General features: G+C 69.9%; 24 protein-coding genes. All 24 read right to left on the reverse strand.

What is annotated here, in order from left to right; genetic code table 11:
• Window positions 1–153 precede the first annotated feature (153 nt).
• The 24 genes from Q4C85_RS01945 to rpmC all read right to left on the reverse strand — a co-directional run bounded on the left by Q4C85_RS01945 (window position 154) and on the right by rpmC (window position 15,451).
• Window positions 154–717, reverse strand: a complete 564-nt coding sequence (locus Q4C85_RS01945) for an LPXTG cell wall anchor domain-containing protein (RefSeq protein WP_303139021.1) — start codon at window positions 715–717, stop codon at window positions 154–156.
• Window positions 714–1,364 carry an Ig-like domain-containing protein gene (locus Q4C85_RS01950; RefSeq protein ID WP_303139023.1) on the reverse strand — a complete coding sequence of 217 codons (651 nt, stop codon included), beginning with the start codon at window positions 1,362–1,364 and terminating at the stop codon, window positions 714–716. The genes Q4C85_RS01945 and Q4C85_RS01950 overlap by 4 nt, the downstream gene beginning before the upstream one ends.
• 338 nt (window positions 1,365–1,702) lie before the next feature.
• Complete coding sequence (rplQ, locus tag Q4C85_RS01955; RefSeq protein ID WP_303139025.1) at window positions 1,703–2,440, reverse strand: 50S ribosomal protein L17; 738 nt, start codon at window positions 2,438–2,440, stop codon at window positions 1,703–1,705.
• Between the two features lie 30 nt (window positions 2,441–2,470).
• The gene (locus Q4C85_RS01960; protein WP_126382237.1) at window positions 2,471–3,472 is read right to left on the reverse strand and encodes a DNA-directed RNA polymerase subunit alpha; all 1,002 of its coding nucleotides are present in this window, start codon (window positions 3,470–3,472) and stop codon (window positions 2,471–2,473) included.
• Window positions 3,473–3,644: 172 nt separating this feature from the next.
• On the reverse strand, window positions 3,645–4,046 hold the full coding sequence (rpsK, locus tag Q4C85_RS01965; RefSeq protein WP_126382238.1) for a 30S ribosomal protein S11: 402 nt from the start codon (window positions 4,044–4,046) through the stop codon (window positions 3,645–3,647).
• A 66-nt stretch (window positions 4,047–4,112) separates the two neighbouring features.
• Window positions 4,113–4,487, reverse strand: a complete 375-nt coding sequence (gene rpsM, locus Q4C85_RS01970; RefSeq protein ID WP_303139028.1) for a 30S ribosomal protein S13 — start codon at window positions 4,485–4,487, stop codon at window positions 4,113–4,115.
• Window positions 4,488–4,652: 165 nt separating this feature from the next.
• Complete coding sequence (rpmJ, locus tag Q4C85_RS01975; RefSeq protein WP_005987264.1) at window positions 4,653–4,766, reverse strand: 50S ribosomal protein L36; 114 nt, start codon at window positions 4,764–4,766, stop codon at window positions 4,653–4,655.
• A 36-nt stretch (window positions 4,767–4,802) separates the two neighbouring features.
• Window positions 4,803–5,024, reverse strand: coding sequence for a translation initiation factor IF-1 (infA, locus tag Q4C85_RS01980; protein ID WP_003781847.1), 222 nt, complete (start codon window positions 5,022–5,024; stop codon window positions 4,803–4,805).
• Window positions 5,025–5,241: 217 nt separating this feature from the next.
• Entirely contained in the window at window positions 5,242–6,978 is a 1,737-nt protein-coding gene (locus Q4C85_RS01985; RefSeq protein ID WP_303139030.1) for a family 20 glycosylhydrolase, read from the reverse strand.
• An 80-nt stretch (window positions 6,979–7,058) separates the two neighbouring features.
• Window positions 7,059–7,937 carry a type I methionyl aminopeptidase gene (gene map / locus Q4C85_RS01990; RefSeq protein WP_303139031.1) on the reverse strand — a complete coding sequence of 293 codons (879 nt, stop codon included), beginning with the start codon at window positions 7,935–7,937 and terminating at the stop codon, window positions 7,059–7,061.
• A 98-nt stretch (window positions 7,938–8,035) separates the two neighbouring features.
• On the reverse strand, window positions 8,036–8,620 hold the full coding sequence (locus Q4C85_RS01995; protein WP_303139033.1) for an adenylate kinase: 585 nt from the start codon (window positions 8,618–8,620) through the stop codon (window positions 8,036–8,038).
• Entirely contained in the window at window positions 8,617–9,909 is a 1,293-nt protein-coding gene (secY, locus tag Q4C85_RS02000) for a preprotein translocase subunit SecY (protein ID WP_303139035.1), read from the reverse strand. Before secY ends, Q4C85_RS01995 begins: the two co-directional genes overlap by 4 nt.
• A gap of 377 nt (window positions 9,910–10,286) precedes the next feature.
• Window positions 10,287–10,772: a 50S ribosomal protein L15 gene (gene rplO, locus Q4C85_RS02005; protein ID WP_303139037.1), complete on the reverse strand. Its 486-nt coding sequence runs from the start codon at window positions 10,770–10,772 to the stop codon at window positions 10,287–10,289.
• A gap of 1 nt (window position 10,773) precedes the next feature.
• Window positions 10,774–10,974: a 50S ribosomal protein L30 gene (rpmD, locus tag Q4C85_RS02010; protein ID WP_303139039.1), complete on the reverse strand. Its 201-nt coding sequence runs from the start codon at window positions 10,972–10,974 to the stop codon at window positions 10,774–10,776.
• Window positions 10,974–11,675 (reverse strand): 30S ribosomal protein S5, encoded by a 702-nt coding sequence (gene rpsE, locus Q4C85_RS02015; protein WP_303139041.1) that lies wholly within the window; start codon window positions 11,673–11,675, stop codon window positions 10,974–10,976. Before rpsE ends, rpmD begins: the two co-directional genes overlap by 1 nt.
• Before the next feature lie 30 nt (window positions 11,676–11,705).
• A complete protein-coding gene (rplR, locus tag Q4C85_RS02020) occupies window positions 11,706–12,080 on the reverse strand; it encodes a 50S ribosomal protein L18 (protein ID WP_303139043.1) in 375 nt (124 codons plus the stop codon).
• Window positions 12,081–12,082: 2 nt separating this feature from the next.
• Window positions 12,083–12,622 carry a 50S ribosomal protein L6 gene (gene rplF / locus Q4C85_RS02025; RefSeq protein WP_303139045.1) on the reverse strand — a complete coding sequence of 180 codons (540 nt, stop codon included), beginning with the start codon at window positions 12,620–12,622 and terminating at the stop codon, window positions 12,083–12,085.
• A 21-nt stretch (window positions 12,623–12,643) separates the two neighbouring features.
• Window positions 12,644–13,042, reverse strand: a complete 399-nt coding sequence (gene rpsH, locus Q4C85_RS02030) for a 30S ribosomal protein S8 (protein WP_126382248.1) — start codon at window positions 13,040–13,042, stop codon at window positions 12,644–12,646.
• A 58-nt stretch (window positions 13,043–13,100) separates the two neighbouring features.
• On the reverse strand, window positions 13,101–13,286 hold the full coding sequence (locus Q4C85_RS02035; RefSeq protein ID WP_126382249.1) for a type Z 30S ribosomal protein S14: 186 nt from the start codon (window positions 13,284–13,286) through the stop codon (window positions 13,101–13,103).
• 1 nt (window position 13,287) lies between these two features.
• Window positions 13,288–13,845 carry a 50S ribosomal protein L5 gene (gene rplE, locus Q4C85_RS02040; RefSeq protein ID WP_303139050.1) on the reverse strand — a complete coding sequence of 186 codons (558 nt, stop codon included), beginning with the start codon at window positions 13,843–13,845 and terminating at the stop codon, window positions 13,288–13,290.
• A gap of 2 nt (window positions 13,846–13,847) precedes the next feature.
• Window positions 13,848–14,192 carry a 50S ribosomal protein L24 gene (gene rplX, locus Q4C85_RS02045; RefSeq protein WP_303139052.1) on the reverse strand — a complete coding sequence of 115 codons (345 nt, stop codon included), beginning with the start codon at window positions 14,190–14,192 and terminating at the stop codon, window positions 13,848–13,850.
• Between the two features lie 2 nt (window positions 14,193–14,194).
• Window positions 14,195–14,566, reverse strand: coding sequence for a 50S ribosomal protein L14 (gene rplN, locus Q4C85_RS02050; protein ID WP_126382252.1), 372 nt, complete (start codon window positions 14,564–14,566; stop codon window positions 14,195–14,197).
• A gap of 361 nt (window positions 14,567–14,927) precedes the next feature.
• Window positions 14,928–15,209: a 30S ribosomal protein S17 gene (gene rpsQ / locus Q4C85_RS02055; RefSeq protein ID WP_303139054.1), complete on the reverse strand. Its 282-nt coding sequence runs from the start codon at window positions 15,207–15,209 to the stop codon at window positions 14,928–14,930.
• A complete protein-coding gene (gene rpmC / locus Q4C85_RS02060; protein ID WP_126382254.1) occupies window positions 15,206–15,451 on the reverse strand; it encodes a 50S ribosomal protein L29 in 246 nt (81 codons plus the stop codon). Before rpmC ends, rpsQ begins: the two co-directional genes overlap by 4 nt.
• Window positions 15,452–15,507: the final 56 nt, after the last annotated feature.

The following is a 15,507-nucleotide window of genomic DNA, read 5'->3' on the forward strand; positions in this document are numbered from 1 at the left end:
CCATGCCGCCTTCGCCCATGTCCCCGGCAGGTATCGCGGCGGCGAGGGCGACGAGCCCGTCGGGAGCGTCCCGGCCCCGCGCCCCCCCCCCCAACCCCCAGGGGGGGGGGCGCCCCCGTGGGGGCCCCCCCCGCCCCATGTCGAGGGTAGGGCTCAGGCGCGGCGGCGCACGATGTACAGCCCGGCGCCACCGGCGGCGGTCAGGACGATCGCGACCAGCGCCACGCTCCCGGCGGCCAAGCCCGTACGAGCCAGCTGCGGGTTGCGCGGGGTGGTCGTGGTCGTCGAGCCCCCGGCGGTCACCGTCAGCTGGGGCTGTGAGGCGCTCGGCGCGGCGTTCGACGTCGTGTCGGTCGCAGTGTCAGTCGCCGTGTCGGTCGGGACATCGGTCGTGGAGGGGCTCGAGGCTGTGGCCGAGGGCGTCGGGTTCGCCGCCCCGGTCACCTGACCGGAGCCCAGCGCCGTGGCCTGAGCCGTCGCCGTGTGGTCGACCCCGTTGACGGTGGCCACGTTCTGCGCCGTCCCGGTCGTCGAGGTCGAGGTCAAGCGCACCCGGCACACCGTGTCGGTGGAGTCCACCGTCCAGGTCAGTGCACCGGTGTTGGCGTCGAGACTCGGCTGAACCGGTCGGCCCTCCGACCAGTCGGTGTCAGTGCACCGCACGCTGGACAGGGTCGTGCCCGGGTCGGTCACCGTGTACTCGGTCGACCCCGTCACGTTGACGTCCCAGCGCCACACGAAGAAGCCGGAGTCGGTGGCCTCTTGAGCCAGCCGGTCTTGCGGGTCACCGGCTCGGCCTGCTCGGGGATCACCCCGTCGCAGGTGGTGTCGCACACCCCGTCGCCGTCTAAATCGCCCGGAACGACCTCAACGGTCGTGCCGCCGACCACGATCGTGGTCGTGGTCGAGCCGATGAGGTCGCCGGTGATCTGCGCACGCGCGGTCAGGGTGCCGTCAAGACGGTCCCACTGGTCCACCTCGGTGTTGAGCGTGCAGGTCAGGGTCGCATCGCCCTGTGAGGCAGTGCAGTCACCGACGGCGACCTCGGGGCGGTCGGAGTCGACCAGCGAGAAGCTGAGTCCAGGGGGCCAGCGCAGCCCCTCGCCGAGCTCGATGGTGAAGGTCTGTCCGGCCTCCGGGTCGACGGCGTGCCAGTTGGCGACGAGGTCGATGGTGGCCCACGCCTCGGCCTTGCTCGAGGTGACGGTCACGGAGTCCACCGTGACGGCGTCGTCGGCGGCGGCGGGCGCCGGGGTCAGTGCGGCCCAGCCCAGAGGCAGGGCCAGGAGTCCCGCCGCCAGGGAGGCGAGGGCACGCCGAACGGGGCGGCGGGACGCTGTACGGTCGGGTGTCGCGTCTGTCATGGGGACTCCAGGGGTCTCGGTTACGGAGGAGTAACACCCCCACCGTAGCCGCAGGACGCAGGCCTGGGAAGCCCGCCGGGCGCTTCATGCACACCAACCTGTGTGAACCCTCCCACCGCTCACAGGAATAGCCTGTGCTTTTGCGCGACACGGTCTTGACGAAAACACCTGTCGCGGTGGGTTGGACAAGTCGGCCGGGCAGGGCACGGGCACGGGCACACACAAGGCCGGGGCCCCTCCCGCCGTCTGCGGGAGGGGCCCCGGCCCCGGGTGCGCGATCCGCTCAGGATCCGCCCGTGTTGATCCGTGATCTGTTGGCGCTCACGAAGCCGACCGGCTCACTTGCCGGTCTTCTGCGCGCTCGCCCCGCCTGCGGGGGCGAAGCCCGCCGCCTCGGCGTCCTCGGCGCTGGCAAACCAGACCTCGGCGACGGTGGCGTCGTACCAGCGTGAGCCGGGGACGTGGTACTTCATCGAGTCTTTGTTGCCCTTGACACGGTGGTCCTCATCGGGGGCCTCGGTCGTGCCTTCGTCCAGGCGGACCGCACCGGCGTACTCGGCCGGCGCCTCGTCCTGCACGGCCTCCTCAGCCGCAGCCTCGCCCTCGTCGGCCGTCTTGTCCTCGTCGGCCGCCTTGTCAGCCACAGCCTTCTCGGCCGCCTTCCGCGCGGCGCGGGTGGCCGTGTCGACGGCGTCGGCGACGACCTCCTTGGTGGCCACCGGCTCCAGGACGAGGGAGATGACCGCCATCGGGGCGTTGTCGCCCTTGCGCGGCAGGGTCTTGACGATGCGGGTGTAGCCGCCGTCACGCCCCTCGAACTGGGGGGCGAGCTCCTCGAAGAGCCGGTAGACGGCGTACTTGTCCGTCACCTTCTTCATGACGGTGCGCCGGGCGTGGAGGTCGCCGCGCTTGCCCTTCGTGATGAGCTTCTCGACGTAGGGGCGCAGGCGGCGGGCGCGGGCCTCAGTGGTCGTGATCGACTCGTGGACGATGAGCTGCGTGGCCAGGTTGGCCAGCATGTGCCGCTGGTGCTGGGCCGAGCCGCCGAGGCGGGGACCCTTGGTGGGGCGGGGCATGGTTGTCTCCTAGTGGATTGACGAGCGGCCTCAGGCCTGCGCCTCGTCGCTGAAGGTGGGGTTGGTGTAGTCGTCGTCCGCGACGTAGTCGACCGGGGATCCCTTGAGGGACAGCCCCAGCTCGGCCAGCTTCTCCTTGATCTCGGAGATGGACTTCGCACCGAAGTTGCGGATGTCGAGCAGGTCCGCCTCGCTACGCGCGACGAGCTCACCAACGGTGTGGATGCCCTCGCGCTTGAGCGCGTTGGAGGAACGCGCCTGCAGGTCGAGCTCGTCGATCATGAGGGCGAGGTCCTGCTGGAGGGCCTGGTCCATCGGCGAGGGGCCGACCTCGATGCCCTCGGCCTCGACGTTGAGCTCGCGGGCCAGGCCGAACAGCTCGACGAGGGTCTTGCCGGCCGAGGCCAGCGCGTCGCGCGGGGTGATCGACGCCTTCGTCTCGACGTCGACGACCAGGCGGTCGAAGTCGGTGCGCTGCTCGACACGGGTGGCCTCCACGGCGTAGGAGACCTTCTTGACCGGCGAGTAGATCGAGTCCACCGGGATCCGGGAGATCTCGGCGTTGGGGTCCTTGTTCTGGTTGGCGGACACGTAACCGCGACCGCGCTCGACCGTCAGCTCGATCTCGAGCTTGCCCTTCTCGTTGAGGGTGGCGATGACCAGCTCGGGGTTGTGGATCTCCACGCCCGCTGGCGGGGTGATGTCGCCGGCGGCCACAACCCCCGGACCCGACTTGCGCAGGTACATGACGACCGGCTCGTCGTTCTCCGAGGACAGGACGATCTCCTTGATGTTGAGGATGATCTGGGTGACATCCTCCTTGACCCCCGCGATCGTGCGGAACTCGTGGGGCACGCCGTCGATGCGCACGGAGGTCACGGCGGCGCCCGGGATGGACGACAGCAGCGTTCGGCGCAGCGAGTTGCCGAGCGTGTAGCCGAATCCGGGCTCGAGGGGCTCGATGACGAACCGCGAGCGGCGGTCCTCCTCGATGACCTCCTCGGAGAGCGTGGGTCGCTGTGCGATGAGCACTCGGTTTCCTTTCGTCGCGGCGCCCGATATATGACGCCGTTCCTCATGGGGCGGTCACGCGCGGCCGTGTCGACACGGCCCGCTCACGCGACCGGTCCGCCCCCGGTGGGGCGGACCCGGAGACCCGACGGCGCCCCGCGTCATGCCGGGCGCCGTCGAGCCTCAAGCCGTCTCAGACGCGGCGGCGCTTAGGCGGGCGGCAGCCGTTATGGGCCTGAGGGGTGACATCCGTGATGGAGCCGACCTCGAGGCCGGCGGCCTGCAGCGAGCGGATCGCGGTCTCACGGCCCGAGCCGGGGCCCTTGACGAAGACCTCCACCTTCTTCATGCCGTGCTCCTGGGCGCGGCGCGCAGCGGCCTCGGCCGCCAGCTGGGCGGCGTAGGGGGTCGACTTGCGGGACCCCTTGAAGCCGACCTGGCCCGAGGAGGCCCAGGCGATGACGGCGCCGGTCGGGTCGGTCAGGGACACGATCGTGTTGTTGAAAGTGGACTTGATGTAGGCGTGGCCGTGCGTGACGTTCTTGCGGTCCTTGCGGCGCGGCTTGCGCACGGCAGTGCGGGTCTTGGGAGGCATTCTTCCTTCTTCTCAGGTGAGGTCGTCGTTCCACGTCGGGCGGCCGTGCCCGGGGTGGACTACTGCTTACTTGGCCTTCTTCTTGCCGGCCACGGTGCGCTTGGGGCCCTTGCGGGTGCGCGCGTTAGTCTTGGTCCGCTGGCCGTGCACCGGGAGGTGCCGACGGTGGCGCAGGCCCTGGTAGCAGCCGATCTCGATCTTGCGGCGGATGTCGGCCTGGACCTCGCGGCGCAGATCACCCTCGACCTGATAACTGGAGTCGATATGCGTGCGGAGCTTGACCAGCTCCTCCTCGGTGAGGTCCTTGACGCGGGTGTCGGGGCTGACCCCGGTGGCCGCGAGGGTCTCCTGCGCACGGGTGCGCCCGATCCCGAAGATGTAGGTGAGCGCGACCTCGACTCGCTTGTCGCGAGGCAGGTCGACGCCGGAAATACGTGCCACGGTGTGGTTCTCCTGTGTGCTCCCGGAGGTCGTCACCCATCCCCTCCGCCCTTGTCCTGGGCGGCCCCGGCCTCCAGGAACCGGGGGTTGCGCACACGGCTGTGAGCGCTGAGTCGGGTGCTTGACGGGTGGCCGCCCGCGGGCGGCCACCGGCGCGCGGGCGGTTCAGCCCTGGCGCTGCTTGTGCCGCGGGTTCTCGCAGATGACCATGACACGGCCGTGGCGACGAATCACCTTGCAGTTGTCACAGATCTTCTTGACGCTCGGCTTGACCTTCATGATGTTCCTCCGTCATCCCCGCTGCGGGGAGGACTGTCACTTGTACCGGTAGACGATGCGGCCGCGGGACAGGTCGTAGGGGCTGAGCTCCACGACCACGCGGTCCTCGGGGAGGATGCGGATGTAGTGCTGCCGCATCTTGCCGGAGATGTGCGCGAGCACGACGTGCCCGTTGCTCAGCTCCACCCGGAACATCGCGTTCGGAAGGGCCTCGACGACCGATCCCTCGACCTCGATGACTCCGTCCTTCTTTGCCATGTTCCTCCATCGGTGCTACTCGCTCGAGTTCGTCCAACGACGACGCCGCCGGACCGTGCGCCGTCGAGCCCGCCTCCGGAGCCGACACCGAGGGGCCGATGCTCACGCAGGCGCGCCGGGCCGTTGGGCGCACCGACTGACAAGGATACGGCAGCCCCGCCGCGGCTCACCACGCCCGATGGCGCACAGTTCCGGTGTTTCCGGCCACACCCGCGGGTCAGGTCTCTTCGTCCCCGGGCAGCCCTTCGCCGTCGACCGGCCCGAAAGCCGCCCAGGGGACGGAGGCTGCGCGGTGGAAGGCGGTTCCCATGACCGCCATCCGCGGCCCCCAGGCGGCGCAGCGCCGGAGGAAGGCTGTCGTCTCCCCGGTCTTCCCGGACACCCTGGTCTTCCCGGGCTCCTGGGGCCGGGCCCCCCGGGGCGCGGGGCTCCAGCCGACCTCGGCGGTGGCGAGCAGGCGGGGGAAGATGAGCCACTCGGCGTCAGCGCGGCTGCGCACCGTCTCGGACCACAGGGGCGCCTCGACCCCGAGGAGTGCCGTCGGAGGCAGGTTGTCGAGCTCGACGTCGGGGTCCCAGTCCCGCGCCGCGGGCACGTCGATGGCTCCCGCCCAGGTCAGTCCGATGGGGCTGGAGGGGTCGTACTTCTGGTCGAGGTAGGTGCGCGTCGCGGGAGACATGACCAGGCGCGCGCCCTCCTGGGCGGCCCGGACCAGCGCCGCGCGCTCCTGGGGCCCGGCATGCCACAGCTGGAGGATCCCCGCCCCGCCCCCGGCCGAGACGGCCTCATTCCACCCCATCGGCTCGCGTCCCAGCCCGCTCACGATCTGCTGGGCGTGGGTCAGGAGCTCGGCGTAGGGAGAGCCCGGCCCGATCCCGTAGCGCTCGGCCATCGCCCAGGGCTCGTCGCCGCCCAGGTGGATGCGCTCTCCGGCCGGGTCGAGGGCGGCGACCTGGCCGAGCACGTGGTGCAGGAACCGGCGGGTGGCAGCGGAGGCGGGGTCGAGGTAGGAGCGCCCCACCGCGGTCGAGCCGTCAGCGGGGGCCACCGGCTCGAGAGGGCTGGCGGCGTGGGAGGACCCGGGGGTGCACAGCTCGGGCACCGCGTGCAGGGCGGCGCCGACGTGCCCGGGCACGTCGATCTCGGGGACGACCTCGACCCCGCGGGACCGGCAGAAGGCCACGATGCGCCGGTAGTCGGCCTGCGTGTACCAGCCGGTGCGGCCGGGACGGCCGCCGTATCCCCCGCCGTCGACGGCCGTGCCGCCCGAGATGCGGGTCAGGGCCGTGTAGTCGATCGTGTCCTCGGGGTGGCGCCCCTCGTTGGTGATCTCCAGGCGCCACCCCTGGTCGTCGACCAGGTGGAGGTGCAAAACATTGATCTTGGCCAGGGCCGCGGCCTCGACGATCGCGCAGACGTCGGCCACCGGCAGGAAGGAGCGGGCGACGTCGAGCATGAGCCCGCGGTAGGCCAGGCGGGGCCCGTCCTCGATGACAAGGTGGGGCAGGCGGGCCAGGACCGGGTCCCGCCCCTGCGGCGCCCCGCTCCACGAGGCGCCGTCGACCGCCAAGGCCCGCGGGGGCAGGAGCGCGAGCAGGCTGCGGACGCCGTGCAGGACGCCGCGGGGGCCGGCGCCACGGACCTCGACCCCGGAGGCGTTGATGGTCAGGCGGTAGTCCTCGGGACCGCCACTAACTGCCGGGTCGAGCAGGAGGCGCAGCGCCAAGCCCTCGGGGCCGGGGCCGCGCAACGGCAGGAGGTCGGCTCCCGCGCCCCAGCCCAGGCCATCACGCAGCCGCTGGGCGAGCCACTCGGCGGCGGGCTCGGCGCCGTGGGCGCACAGCAGCGGGGTGAGGCGGCGCAGCTCGAGGACTCCGTCGGCGGGGCGCAGCAGGCGGGGCCGGGGCAGGATGGTCGTGGGGTCGCACGGAGGGTCGACGGCGCTGTCGATCATGGCAGGACTGTAGACGATGGGCAGGGCACCGCACACGCCGGGCCGCCGTAGCCCGCGCCCGGCGCCCGAAGAGGGCCGTCTCAGGTCAGGGGACGGGGCTCGAGCCCGAAGGGCGCCAGGCCCTCGACGCCACCGTCGGGGGCGGTCAGGACCCACACCCCTCCGGGGACGATCGCCACGGTGTGCTCCCACTGGGCCGCGCGCGAGCCGTCGCAGGTGACCACCGTCCAGCCGTCGTCGAGCTCGCGCACCTCCGCCGAGCCCGAGGTGAGCATCGGCTCGATGGCCAGGACCATCCCGGGCCGCAGTCGAGGGCCCCGGCGCCGCACCGAGTAGTTGAGCACGTCGGGGTCCATGTGCATCTGCGTGCCGATCCCGTGACCGACATACTCCTGGAGGATCCCCAGGCGCAGGCCCGTGCGCTCGGCGGCGGCCTCGACAACGCCCTCGACCGCGTCGCCCACGGCGTTGATCCGGGCGCCCCGGCCCTCGACCTGACCGGCTGCGCCCCGTGCCACCGCGGCGATCGCCGCCCACAGCGCCTCGTTGGTCGTCGCGTCCAGGAGGCGGTCGGTCTCGCAGGCGTAGCGGCCGCCGACCACCGTCGTGAAGGCGGCGTCGCCGTGCCACTGGACGCCGTCCTCGATGATGTAGGCCCCGCAGTCGAAGGTGACGAGGTCCCCCTCGTGCAGCACCCGCGGACCGGGGATGCCGTGGACGACCTCGTCATTGACCGATACGCAGACCGTGGCCGGGAAGCCGTGGTAGCCCAGGAAGTTGGATTGCGCCCCCCGGGACTCGATGACGGCCGCGCACACGGCGTCGAGCTCGGCGGTGGTCACACCTGGGCGGACGGCCTCGCGCAGCGCCGCGTGGACGTCAGCCACCACGAGGCCCGCACGGCGCATGAGGCGGACCTCGTCGGGTGTCTTGATCTGGATGCGGGTGCGCGACAGCACGGGGCCTCCTGGTCCGTCGGGGCGCGGGTCGGTGAGCGGGGCGGGCACAGGACGGGGCGGCGCGGGCGGGTGCGGCCGGGACCGCGCCTACCGCCGCGTCACACGCTCAGGCCACGTGCCCCCAGTGCCGAGACGATGCGGTCGGCCACCTCGTCGACCTCGGCGTTGCCGTCGACGCGGACGAGTAGCCCGCGGGTGGCGTAGATGGCCGCCAGGGGCGCGGTCCGCTCGGCGTAGACCTCGAGACGGTGCCGGATGACCGGCTCGGTGTCGTCGGCCCGGCCCTGGTCCTGGGCGCGCTTGAGCAGCCGCTCGACGACCGTGCTGTCCTCGAGGGTGATCTCGACGACCGCGTCGAGGCTCGCGCCCGAGCGCTCCAGCATGGCGTCGAGCTCGCGGACCTGGGCCTCGGTGCGGGGATAGCCGTCGAGGAGGAAGCCCTGGGAGGCGTCGGGGCGCGAGAGCCTCTCCTCGACCAGTGCGTTGGTGATGACGTCGGGAACGTACTCCCCCTTGTCCATATGGGCCTTGGCCCGGCGCCCCGCCTCGGTGTTGCCCAGGGCGCCGGAGCGGAAGATGTCGCCGGTGGAGATGGCCGGGACGGCCAGCTGTCCGCACAGGCGGGCCGCCTGAGTGCCCTTGCCCGCCCCGGGTGGACCGAGCAGGACGATACGTACGCTCATGAGAGGAACCCTTCGTAGTGGCGCTGCTGGAGCTGGGAGTTGATCTCCTTGACCGTCTGGAGACCGACACCGACCATGATAAGAATGGTCGTGCCTCCGAAGGGCAGGTTTTGCGCCAGTCCCATCCACATGACCGCCACGGTCGGCACGAGGGCCAGGGCGAGCAGGTAGACCGCGCCGGCGGTCGTCACCCGGTTGATGACGTAGGTCAGGTAGCGCACGGTGGGCTCCCCCGCCCGCACGCCGGGGATGAAGCCCCCGTACTTCTTCATGTTGTCGGCGATCTCCTCGGGGTTGAAGGTGATCGCGGTGTAGAAGAAGGTGAAGAACACGATGAGCAGGCCGTAGCCGAGGAGGTAGATCGTGTCGGTCTGCTGGAGGTTGTTGACGACCCACTGCACCCAGCCCGAGGCGGGGTCGCCGAACTGGGCGATCAGCTGGGGCATCGCCAGGATCGAGGAGGCGAAGATGACCGGGATGACGCCGGAGGTGTTGATCTTGATCGGGATGTAGGTCGTCGAGCCCCCGTACTGGCGCCGACCGATCATCCGCTTGGCGTACTGGACGGGGATGCGGCGGGTGGCCTGCTCGATGAAGATGACGGCGACCGTGGCCACGAGGATGACGCCGACGACGGCGGCGAGCTTGCCGAAGCCGGCGTTGCCGGCCGCGATCGAGAAGAGGTTCTGGGGCATCGAGGCCACGATCGAGGTGAAGATGAGCAGCGACATGCCGTTGCCAATCCCGCGCTCGGTGATCAGCTCGCCGAGCCACATGATCAGGCCGGTGCCTGCGGTCATCGTGACGATCATGAGCGCCAGGGCGAGCGGGGAGTCGTCGGGGACCACCGGCACCGAGCAGCCCGGGAAGAGGTTGCCGCTGGCCGCCGTGGCCACGATCGTGGCCGACTGGAGCAGGCCCAGGCCGATGGTGAGGTAGCGGGTGTACTCGGTCAGCTGGGCGGTGCCCGACTGGCCCTCCTTGTGGAGCTCCTCGAAGCGGGGCACGACGACGCGCAACAGTTGGATGATGATCGAGGCGGTGATGTAGGGCATGATCCCCAGGGCGAAGACGCTCAGCTGGAGCAGAGCCCCGCCGGAGAAGATGTTGATGAGTCCCAGGAGCCCGGCGTCCTGGGACTCCCCGACACAGACCTCCACGTTGGCGAGGTCGACACCGGGCGTGGGCAGCATCGAGCCGAACCGGAACAGGGCCATGATGCCCAAGGTGAACAGAAGCTTGCTCCTGAGGTCAGGCGTCTTGAACGCCTGCATGAACGCGCTGAGCACTCGGTCTCCTGTGAGCTGTGGGTGTGGTCCGGGGCGTCGACCCGCCAGGGGGCGTGCGGACGCCTGGCGCAAGGCAGCGCCGTGGGCCACCCTACCCTGCCGGGCTCGGAGCGCTCAGGCCCGTGACTCCCTCGCAACGGGGGATCGGTCACCATACGACCGCGCCGACCGGCACGGGCGGCGGCGAGAAACACCGGGCGCCACGGGCGCGGCAGTATGGTTGCGGCGAGAAACACCGGGCGTCGCAGCATGATGGCGACCGGGAGCGGTCTGAGGCACCAGGCGCCACCGGCACGGGAGCACGATCGGGCCCCGGCCGGGTGAGCAGGTGCTCGTCCCGACCGGGGCCCGCCGGCCTGACTGCCGTGGCGTCTCGTTCAGCGCGCGGAGATCGTGCCGCCGGCCGCCTCGATCTTCTCCTTGGCGGAGGCCGACCAGGCGTCGGCGGTGATCTGCAGGGCGACGCTGATGTCGCCCGATCCCAGGACCTTGACTAGGTGGCCGCCGCGCACGGCGCCCTTGGCGACGAGGTCCTCGACCGTCACGGTTCCGCCGGCCGGGAACAGCTCGGCAATACGACCGACGTTGACGGGCTGGTACTCGACCCGGTTGGGGTTGGTGAAGCCGCGGAGCTTGGGCAGCCGCATGTGCAGCGGCATCTGCCCGCCCTCGAAGCCGGGACGCACCTGGTAGCGGGCCTTGGTGCCCTTGGTGCCGCGGCCGGCGGTCTTGCCCTTCGAGGCCTCGCCGCGACCCACACGGGTCTTGGCCTTCTTGGAGCCCGGCGCCGGACGGAGGTGGTGCAGCTTGACGACCTGCACCTTGTCCTGGCTCGCGCCCTCGTTGTTCGTGGTGTCAGCCATCTCAGGCCTCCTCAACGGTGACGAGATGCGCCACCGTGGCGATCATGCCGCGCACGGACGGGGTGTCCTCGCGGACGACGGACTGGCGGATCTTGCGCAGGCCGAGGGACTTGAGGGTCTCGCGCTGGCGGTGCGTTCCGCCGATGCCCGAGCGGACCTGGGTCACCTTGAGCTGCCTCGTGTTCTCAGCTGACTGAGCCATCACGCACCCACTCCTTCAGCGGCCTTGTCGGCCTCCTTCTTCTCGGCCGCGGCGCGCTTGTCGGCCTCGCCCTCGGCCCGGGCCCGCAGCATCGACTGCGGTGCGACGTCCTCCAGGGGCAGGCCGCGGCGAGCCGCGACCGCCTCGGGCTGCTCGAGCTGCTTGAGCGCGTCCACCGTGGCGTGCACGATGTTGATGGCGTTGGAGGAGCCGAGCGACTTGGACAGAATGTCGTGGACACCGGCGCAGTCCAGCACGGCGCGCACCGGACCGCCGGCGATGACACCGGTACCCGGGGAGGCCGGGCGCAGGAGGACGACCCCGGCGGAGTCCTCGCCCTGCACGAGATGCGGGATGGTGCGGCGGATCATCGGGACGTGGAAGAAGTTCTTCTTCGCGATCTCCACGGCCTTGGCGATGGCCGAGGGGACCTCCTTGGCCTTGCCGTAGCCCACGCCCACGGTGCCCTCGCCATCACCGACGACGACCAGCGCCGTGAAGGTGAAGCGGCGGCCGCCCTTGACGACCTTGGATACACGGTTGATGGTGACGACGCGCTCGATGTACTTGTCGTCGGAGCCGCGGCCGTTGCGGTCGCGGCGGTCGTTGCGGTCGCGACGGCCGCGGGACTCACCGCGGTCGGTGTCGCGCTGGGCCGAGCCGTCGGACGACGCGGACCTGTCTCGCTGCGGAGCAGCCATAGATATTCCTCTGCTTTCTCGTCGTCTGGCTCAGAGCGTCAGGCCGCCCTCGCGGGCGCCGTCGGCGACGGCCGCGACACGGCCGTGGTACTTGTTCCCACCGCGGTCGAAGACGACCGCCTCGATGCCCAGGGCCTTGGCGCGCTCGGCAACGAGCTCGCCGACCCGGCGGGCGGCCCCGACCTTGTGGCCCTCGACGCTGCCCGCGGGCAGCTCGAGGGTGGAGGCGGAGCACAGGGTGTGCCCGATGGTGTCGTCGATGACCTGGGCCACCATGTGGCGGTTGGACCGGGTGACAACGAGACGGGGCCGCTCGGCGGTGCCGTTGATGCGCTTGCGCACGCGCCTGTGACGGATCTTGCGGGCGATCGACTTCGTCTTGCCCCTCTTGATCGAGTAAGCCATCGTCACTTACCAGCCTTTCCGACCTTGCGGCGCACGTTCTCGCCGGCGTAGCGCACGCCCTTGCCCTTGTAGGGCTCCGGCGGACGGATCTTGCGGATGTTCGCGGCCACCTCGCCGACCTGCTCCTTGGAGATGCCGGACACGGCGATCTTGAGGTTGCCGTCGACCGTCAGCGTGATGCCCTCAGGGGCCTCGACGACGACGGTGTGCGAGAAGCCCAGGAAGAGCTCGACACCCGTGCCCTTCTGCGCGGCCCGGTAACCGGTGCCGACGATCTCGAGGCGCTTGGTGAAGCCCTCGGTGACGCCGACGATCATGTTGTTGATGAGCGTGCGGGACAGGCCGTGCAGCGAGCGCGACTCGCGCTCGTCGTCGGGGCGGGTCACCAGGATGGTGCCGTCCTCCTGTCGGGTCACGCTCAGCGGCGCCGAGATCGTGCGGGACAGGGTGCCCTTGGGGCCCTTGACCGTCACGTCATTGCCGTCGATGGTGACGTCCACTCCGGCGGGAACCGGAACGGGAAGCCGTCCAATGCGAGACATGGTTGTCCTCCGTTCCTTCTCTCACCAGACGTAGGCGAGCACTTCGCCGCCCACGCCTCGGGACTCCGCCTGCTTGTCGGTCAGGAGGCCGGAGGAGGTGGACAAGATGGCCACCCCGAGGCCTCCGAGGACCTTGGGCAGGTTCGTGGACTTGGCGTAGACGCGCAGGCCGGGCTTGGACACGCGCTTGAGGCCCTGGATGGCCCGCTGGCGGTTGGCCCCGTACTTGAGGCTCAGCGTGAGCGTCTTGCCCACCTCGGCGTCGGTGACCGTGTAGTCGACGATGTAGCCCTCGGCCTTGAGCATCGCGGCGATGTTCACCTTGAGCTTCGAGGACGGCATCGAGACGCTGTCGTGGTAGGCGTTGTTGGCGTTGCGCAGACGGGTCAGCATGTCTGCGATCGGGTCTGTCATAGTCATGAGTGGGCCTTGGCCCTTCCTCGTCGTGGTTTCCTCAGCGGACCTGCGACGTAAGTTCTTACCAGCTGGACTTGCTCACGCCGGGGAGCTGGCCCGCCAGGGCCATCTCACGCAGGCAGATGCGGCACAGGCCGAACTTGCGGTAGACCGAGTGCGGACGGCCGCAGCGCTGGCAGCGCGTGTAGGCACGGACACCGAACTTCGGCTTGCGGTTCGCCTTCTCGATGAGAGCGGTCTTCGCCATGTCACTTCTCCTTGAAGGGGAAGCCGAGCTGCTTGAGCAGCGAGCGGGCCTCCTCGTCTGTCTTGGCCGTGGTCACCACGGTGATGTCCATGCCGCGCACGCGGTCGATCTTGTCCTGGTCGATCTCGTGGAACACGGCCTGCTCAGTCAGGCCGAAGGTGTAGTTGCCGTTGCCGTCGAACTGCTTGGGCGACAGCCCGCGGAAGTCGCGGATGCGGGGCAGCGAGATCGAGATGAGGCGGTCGAGGAACTCCCACATGCGGTCGCCGCGCATCGTGACGTGCGCGCCGATGGGCTGTCCCTCACGCAGCTTGAACTGCGCGATCGACCGACGGGCCTTGGTGATCTGGGGCTTCTGCCCGGTGATCGCCGCGAGGTCGCGCACGGCACCCTCGATCATCTTGGAGTCGTGGGCGGCCTCGCCCACACCCATGTTGACGACGACCTTGACGATGCCGCCGACCTCCATGATGTTGTCGTGCTCGAACTCGGTGCGCAGGGCGGGGCGCACCTCGTCGATGTACTTCGCCTTGAGGCGGGGGGTGGTGTTCTCAGCCATGGTCACAGGTCCTCCCCGGACTTCTTGGCGTAGCGCACGCGGACGGTGCGCTTGCGGCCGTTGGGGCGCTCGCCCTCCTCGACACGGAAGCCGACGCGGGTGCGCTGCTTGGTCTTGGGGTCGACGAGCATGACGTTGGAGACGTGGATCGGGGCCTCGACGGTCTCGATCCCGCCGGTGCGCGCTCCCTGGGCGGTCTGACCGGCCTTGACGTGCTTGGTCACACGCTGGACGCCCTCGACCACGACGCGGTCGACCTCGGGCAGGACCTTGAGCACGCGGCCCGTCTTGCCCTTGTCCTTGCCTGCGATGACGATGACCTGATCGCCCTTCTTGACGCGTGCCATGGTCAGATCACCTCCAGGGCGAGCGACACGATGCGCATGAACTTCTTCTCACGAAGCTCGCGGCCCACGGGGCCGAAGATGCGCGTGCCGCGGGGCTCGCCATCGTTGTTCTTGAGGATGACGGCCGCATTGTCATCGAAGCGGATGTACGAGCCGTCGGGCCGCCGGCGCTCCTTGGTGGTGCGCACGACGACCGCCTTGACGACGTCGCCCTTCTTGACGTTGCCGCCTGGGATGGCGTCCTTCACGGTGGCGACGATCGTGTCGCCGATACCCGCATAGCGCCGACCCGAGCCGCCGAGCACACGGATGCACAGGATCTCCTTGGCACCGGTGTTGTCGGCGACCTTCAGTCGCGACTCCTGCTGGATCATTGGGTGTTCTCCTGTCGTCGAGCCGGTTCTCGCCCACCGCACACAGCGGGGCGCGAGCCTAGCCGAACGTTCCTTCTTGTCTTGCGCACTTCTCTGCCCGCCGGGGCGAGTGGAGTCCTCGGCGCTCGTGCCCGCCAGACACAGGCGCACAGGGCGCGAGGTCTCTGGAGGCGCACCGTGGGCGCACGCAACCCCATCACTCTAGTGCAGCGTCGTCATGGCGAGAAAGCCGAGCGACCGCACTCCTCTTGTGCCTTTGCTCACCGCCTCGCCGCACGGGTTCTCGTCATCACGACGACGCCGCAGCCGGCCCGAGTGCGGGCGGCTGCGGCGTCGTCGGTGTCCGGCGCTCAGCGCCGGGTCACTTGGCCTTCTCGATGATCTCGACAAGGCGCCAGTGCTTGGTGGCGCTCAGCGGCCGGGTCTCCATGATCTGGACGAGGTCACCGACATGAGCCTCGTTGAGCTCGTCGTGGACCTTGACCTTCTTGGACCGACGCAGGACCTTGCCGTAACGGGAGTGCTTGTAGCGCTCCTCGACCTCGACGACGACGGTCTTGTTCATCTTGTCCGAGACGACATAGCCGCGGCGGACCTTGCGCTGGGGGCGCTGGCTGACAGTGGTGATGTTCTGCTCGCTCACTTCGACTCCTGGCTGCTCGGAGCGGTACGGATGCCGAGCTCACGCTCGCGCACGATCGTGTGGATCCGGGCGATGTCCCGGCGCACGGCCTTGAGGCGTCCGTGATCCTCCAGCTGACCGGTCGCCGAGGCGAACCGGAGATTGAACAGCTCGGCCTTGGCCTTGGACAGCTCTTCGGCGAGGCGCTCGTTGTCCATGCCGTCGAGGTCGGACGGGGTCAGGTCCTTCGAACCGATCGCCATCAGACGTCACCACCCTCACGAGTCACGAAACGGGTCTTCATCGGCAGCTTGTGCTG

Source organism: Actinomyces sp. (assembly GCF_030524025.1).
Lineage (GTDB): Bacteria > Actinomycetota > Actinomycetes > Actinomycetales > Actinomycetaceae > Actinomyces.

Bases quoted from the DNA above. Each gene is read 5' to 3' on its own strand.
- Q4C85_RS01950 (WP_303139023.1), bottom strand. From the start codon at position 1,364: ATGACAGACGCGACACCCGACCGTACAGCGTCCCGCCGCCCCGTTCGG.
- rplQ (WP_303139025.1), bottom strand. From the start codon at position 2,440: ATGCCCCGCCCCACCAAGGGTCCCCGCCTCGGCGGCTCGGCCCAGCAC.
- rpsK (WP_126382238.1), bottom strand. From the start codon at position 4,046: ATGCCTCCCAAGACCCGCACTGCCGTGCGCAAGCCGCGCCGCAAGGAC.
- rpmJ (WP_005987264.1), bottom strand. From the start codon at position 4,766: ATGAAGGTCAAGCCGAGCGTCAAGAAGATCTGTGACAACTGCAAGGTG.
- infA (WP_003781847.1), bottom strand. From the start codon at position 5,024: ATGGCAAAGAAGGACGGAGTCATCGAGGTCGAGGGATCGGTCGTCGAG.
- Q4C85_RS01985 (WP_303139030.1), bottom strand. From the start codon at position 6,978: ATGATCGACAGCGCCGTCGACCCTCCGTGCGACCCCACGACCATCCTG.
- Q4C85_RS01995 (WP_303139033.1), bottom strand. From the start codon at position 8,620: ATGAGCGTACGTATCGTCCTGCTCGGTCCACCCGGGGCGGGCAAGGGC.
- rplO (WP_303139037.1), bottom strand. From the start codon at position 10,772: ATGGCTGACACCACGAACAACGAGGGCGCGAGCCAGGACAAGGTGCAG.
- rpmD (WP_303139039.1), bottom strand. From the start codon at position 10,974: ATGGCTCAGTCAGCTGAGAACACGAGGCAGCTCAAGGTGACCCAGGTC.
- rpsE (WP_303139041.1), bottom strand. From the start codon at position 11,675: ATGGCTGCTCCGCAGCGAGACAGGTCCGCGTCGTCCGACGGCTCGGCC.
- rplR (WP_303139043.1), bottom strand. From the start codon at position 12,080: ATGGCTTACTCGATCAAGAGGGGCAAGACGAAGTCGATCGCCCGCAAG.
- rplF (WP_303139045.1), bottom strand. From the start codon at position 12,622: ATGTCTCGCATTGGACGGCTTCCCGTTCCGGTTCCCGCCGGAGTGGAC.
- rpsH (WP_126382248.1), bottom strand. From the start codon at position 13,042: ATGACTATGACAGACCCGATCGCAGACATGCTGACCCGTCTGCGCAAC.
- Q4C85_RS02035 (WP_126382249.1), bottom strand. From the start codon at position 13,286: ATGGCGAAGACCGCTCTCATCGAGAAGGCGAACCGCAAGCCGAAGTTC.
- rplE (WP_303139050.1), bottom strand. From the start codon at position 13,845: ATGGCTGAGAACACCACCCCCCGCCTCAAGGCGAAGTACATCGACGAG.
- rplX (WP_303139052.1), bottom strand. From the start codon at position 14,192: ATGGCACGCGTCAAGAAGGGCGATCAGGTCATCGTCATCGCAGGCAAG.
- rplN (WP_126382252.1), bottom strand. From the start codon at position 14,566: ATGATCCAGCAGGAGTCGCGACTGAAGGTCGCCGACAACACCGGTGCC.
- rpmC (WP_126382254.1), bottom strand. From the start codon at position 15,451: ATGGCGATCGGTTCGAAGGACCTGACCCCGTCCGACCTCGACGGCATG.